Annotated in this window: 4 protein-coding genes; 3 read left to right on the top strand and 1 reads right to left on the bottom strand. The window is 74.1% G+C overall.

The window, feature by feature from the left end:
- Window positions 1-127 precede the first annotated feature (127 nt).
- Window positions 128-709, top strand: a complete 582-nt coding sequence (locus AB0K34_RS44760) for a GNAT family N-acetyltransferase (protein ID WP_138640900.1) — start codon at window positions 128-130, stop codon at window positions 707-709.
- 12 nt (window positions 710-721) lie between these two features.
- On the opposite strand, the gene AB0K34_RS44755 is transcribed toward AB0K34_RS44760, so the two are convergent.
- The gene (locus tag AB0K34_RS44755; RefSeq protein WP_301176339.1) at window positions 722-1705 is read right to left on the bottom strand and encodes a YafY family protein; all 984 of its coding nucleotides are present in this window, start codon (window positions 1703-1705) and stop codon (window positions 722-724) included.
- An 83-nt stretch (window positions 1706-1788) separates the two neighbouring features.
- Between AB0K34_RS44755 and AB0K34_RS44750 the strand changes: the two genes are divergently transcribed.
- Together AB0K34_RS44750 and AB0K34_RS44745 are read left to right on the top strand one after the other, a co-directional pair.
- Window positions 1789-2598, top strand: coding sequence for an alpha/beta hydrolase (locus AB0K34_RS44750; RefSeq protein ID WP_301176340.1), 810 nt, complete (start codon window positions 1789-1791; stop codon window positions 2596-2598).
- 128 nt (window positions 2599-2726) lie between these two features.
- On the top strand, window positions 2727-3776 hold the full coding sequence (locus AB0K34_RS44745) for an alpha/beta hydrolase-fold protein (protein WP_138642237.1): 1050 nt from the start codon (window positions 2727-2729) through the stop codon (window positions 3774-3776).
- Window positions 3777-3863: the final 87 nt, after the last annotated feature.

The raw sequence follows: 3863 nt of genomic DNA, 5'->3' as shown, positions 1-3863 counted from the left end.
AGGGTCCAGGAGCGACGCGCGGCCGTCCCGGCCCGGGGCGTTCCTAGCGGCGTTCCGTACCCGGCTGCGGGGGTGTACCGGGGAATCACGGTCGCATGAGGGCGAAAACGGTGAATAGGATCATGGCATGCTCCGTCCCGCTTACCCGATCGAGACCGAGCGGCTCACCCTGCGGCCGTTCCACGAGGGCGACGTCGAGGGCCTGTACGCCTACCAGTCCCTGCCGGAGGTGGCGCGGTTCCTGTACTGGGAGCCGCGGACGCTGGAGGAGTCGCGGTCGTTCCTGAAGCAGAAGATGGGCGCCTCCACCGTGGAGAAGGAGGGCGACTGGCTCGTCCTGGCGGTGGTGTGGCGCGAGACCGGTGACCTGATCGGCGAGGTCAACCTGCAGTACCGCAGCCGCGAGCACCGGCAGGGCGAGATCGGCTACATCTTCAACCCCGCCTTCCACGGCCGGGGGTTCGCCACCGAGGCCGCCGAGGTCGTGCTGCGGCTGGGGTTCGAGGGCCTGGACCTGCACCGGGTGTGCGGGCGGCTGGACGGCCGCAACGCCGCGTCCGCGCGGGTGCTGGAGCGGCTGGGGATGCGCCGGGAGGCGCACCTGGTGCAGAACGAGATCGTCAAGGGCGAGTGGAGCGACGAGGTCGTGTACGCGATGCTGCGGCACGAGTGGGACGCCCGCACCGCCGGCCGACCTGACGCGGAGTAGCGCGCCCGGCGGTCACCGGTCGGCCTGCTCGGCCAGGGCGCGGGCCAGGTCGCGGACGTGGCCGCGCAATTCGGCGGGACGCCGGACGATGAAGGGGAACCCGAGCCCGGCCAGCATCCGGGCCATGCCGTCGAGCCGTTCGGCGCGGGTGGTCAGCACCACTCCCCCGCCCTCGCCGCCGGTGTTGTCGGCCAGGGTCGCGACCGCGGCGGGGACGCGGCGGCGGGCCTCGGCGAGGGTGGTCTGCAGGACGACCTCGACCTCGTGGGCGTAGGGGACGCGGGCCAGGGACCGCAGCACGTCGCGGACGGGGTCGGCGTCGCCGGGCGCCTCGAACAGCTCGGCGCCCGGTTCGGCGGAGGCGATCCGGTCGACGCGGAACGTGCGGGTCTCGCCGCTGCGGTGGTCGTGGCCGGTGACGTACCAGCGGCCGGAGTGCAGCACCAGCCCGTGGGGGTCCAGGTCCCGTTCGGTCTCCTCGCCGCGCCAGGACCGGTACCGCAGCCGGACGCGGCGGTGCTCGCGGGCGGCGGCGGCCAGGGTGAGGACGGCGCCGGTGTCGGGGACCGCACCGGGCGCGGCGCCGGCGGCGCGGTCGGGGCCGGTGAATCCGAGCGTGTCGCGCAGGGCCTGGACCCGGTCGCGGAGCGCGTCGGGCAGGACGCGCTGCACCTTGGCCAGGGCGCTCTCGGCGGCGGGCCCGGGCAGCCCGGTGCGGCGTCCCGCGAGCAGTCCCAGGACGACGGCGACGGCCTCGTCGTCGGTGAGCATCAGCGGCGGCAGCTTGTAGCCGGGCATGAGCCGGTAGCCACCGTACCTGCCGCGGTCGGCGACGACGGGGACGCCGAGGTCGTCCAGGCGGGCGGCGTAGCGGCGGACGGTGCGCTCGTCCACGCCGAGCCGGCGGGCCAGTTCGGCGCCGCCGAGGCGGTGCCCGGCCTGCAGCAGTTCCAGCATCGCCAGGACGCGGGTCGTCGGGTGGGACGAATGTGGCACGGGTCACTCACTTAATCCGGGCGGGTCCTGTCCGGTATCGACCGTAGCGTGGTGCCGTACCGAACAGGAGAGGACGGCGCGACATGAGCACCGACATGAGCACCGAGACGAGCACCGGAACGGCTGGGGCGGCGCAGGAGAAGGCGGGGGCGGGGACGTTCGTCCTGGTCCCCGGGTACTGGCTCGGCGCGTGGGCGTGGGACGAGGTCGCGGCGGTGCTGCGCGCGGCGGGCCACGAGGTGCACGCGGTGACGCCGTCCGGGCAGGCCGAGCGCGCGGGCGGCGACGTCTCCGGCATCGACGTGGACACCCACATCGCCGACATCGCGCGGGTCGTCGAGGACGGCGGGCTGGAGCGGGTCGTGCTGGTCGCGCACAGCGGCGCGAACATGGCGGTGACGGGCGCGGCCGACCGGATGCCCGGCCGGATCGCCCGCGTGGTGTACGTCGACACCGGGCCGATGCCGTCGGGGATGGCCGCGATCGACTTCCACGAGCCGTCCGAGCGGGCGGAACTGGAGCGGGCGGTCGCCGAGGAGGGCGGCGGCCGGGTGATCCCGGTGCCGCCGTTCGACCCGGCCGCCGACCCGGTGAACCTGGCGGGGCTGAGCGCCGCGCGGCTGGCGGAGCTGCGCGAGCGCGCCACGCCGCAGCCGTTCGGGACGGCGACGCAGCCGGCGGCCCGCCCGGACCCGCTGCCGGCGACGCCGCGTACGCTGATCGCCACGACGATCCCGCTGGACGTGGTGCGGCGGCTCGGCGAGGACGGCCATCCGGTGTTCGCGGCGATGACGGGGCCCGGCTGGGAGTACCGGGAACTGGCGACGGGGCACTGGCCGATGCTGTCGGAGCCGGCGGCGCTGGCGGCGCTGCTGGCCGAAGCGGCCGGATGACTCACTTCTCCACAGCGCCGCGCCCTTTTCTTGTAACCGGCACATGTAGATCATTTCGGCGGGTGCGAGGACACTCTCCCGAAGTCGCGCGGCCGCCGGGGGTCGGGCCTGATCCGCGAGGTGAGCAGATGACACCCTCCGTCCGCCGTCGGTCACACCGGGTCCGCTGGCGGCGCTCGCTGGCCTCCGGCGCCATCGGCGCCGTCCTCGTCGCCGGGATCGGCACGGCGGGAACGGTCCCGGCGCAGGCCCGCGCGCTGGCGCTCGCGGGGCCGTCCGCCAAGGCCGACGACGGCGCGCGCATCACCGCGGAGACGAAGGTCGGCACCCGCGAGGTCGACATCACCATCGAGTCGCCCGCGCTGGGCAAGTCGGTGAAGACCCGGATCCTGCTGCCGAAGGGCTGGACGCGGGACTCGGCGGCGACGTGGCCGATCCTGTACGCCTTCCACGGCGGGCAGGACAACTACACCTCGTGGACCAAGAACACCGACATCGAGGCGTGGGCGGCCAAGTACAACGTCATCGTGGTGATGCCCGAGGGCGAGAACGGCTCCTACACCGACTGGTACAACTACGGCAAGGGCGGGTCGCCCAAGTGGGAGACCTTCCACACCGCCGAGGTGCGCCAGCTGATGGAGCGCAACTACCACGCGGGCGCGCTGCGCGCGGCGATCGGGAACTCCTCGGGCGGCGCGGGCGCGATGGCGTACGCGGCGCGGCATCCGGGGATGTTCAAGTACGCGGCGTCGCTGAGCGGGATCCTGTCGATGCGCTCGATCGGGATGCCGGCGATGCTGATGTTCACCAACGCCGGCAACGGGCAGGACCCGTTCGCGATCTGGGGCATCCCGTGGGTCGACGACGCCAACTGGGCGGCGCACGACCCGTACTCGCTGGCGGACAAGCTGCGCGGCACCCAGCTGTTCTTCTCGGCGGGGACGACCGGGCGCCCGGGGCCGGGCGACCCGGACGTGGCGCCGTGGGACATCGGGCTGCTGAGCGAGATCGCGGTCGGCGCGAACAACAAGGACTTCCAGAAGCGGCTGGACCAGCTGAAGATCCCCTACACGGCGCACATCTACGGCGACGGGCGGCACAACTGGCCGGCGTGGGTGCGGGAGTCGCAGTCCATCTGGCCGGCGCTGATGAAGTCGATCGGGGCGCGGCAGGCGTGACGCGCGGCTGAGCGCGGGGTTCGGGCCCGGCCCGGTGCGGGGACGGCGGCGGCTGCCGTCCCCCCACCCCGCCGCCGGGCGTCGCGG

Source organism: Actinomadura sp. NPDC049382 (assembly GCF_040677125.1).
Classification (GTDB): domain Bacteria; phylum Actinomycetota; class Actinomycetes; order Streptosporangiales; family Streptosporangiaceae; genus Spirillospora; species Spirillospora geliboluensis.
This window is presented reverse-complemented; position numbering and strand designations above follow the sequence as displayed.

Excerpts from the sequence above, each read along its gene's own strand:
- AB0K34_RS44750 (WP_301176340.1), top strand. The coding sequence starts at position 1,789 with ATGAGCACCGACATGAGCACCGAGACGAGCACCGGAACGGCTGGGGCG.
- AB0K34_RS44760 (WP_138640900.1), top strand. The coding sequence starts at position 128 with ATGCTCCGTCCCGCTTACCCGATCGAGACCGAGCGGCTCACCCTGCGG.
- AB0K34_RS44745 (WP_138642237.1), top strand. The coding sequence starts at position 2,727 with ATGACACCCTCCGTCCGCCGTCGGTCACACCGGGTCCGCTGGCGGCGC.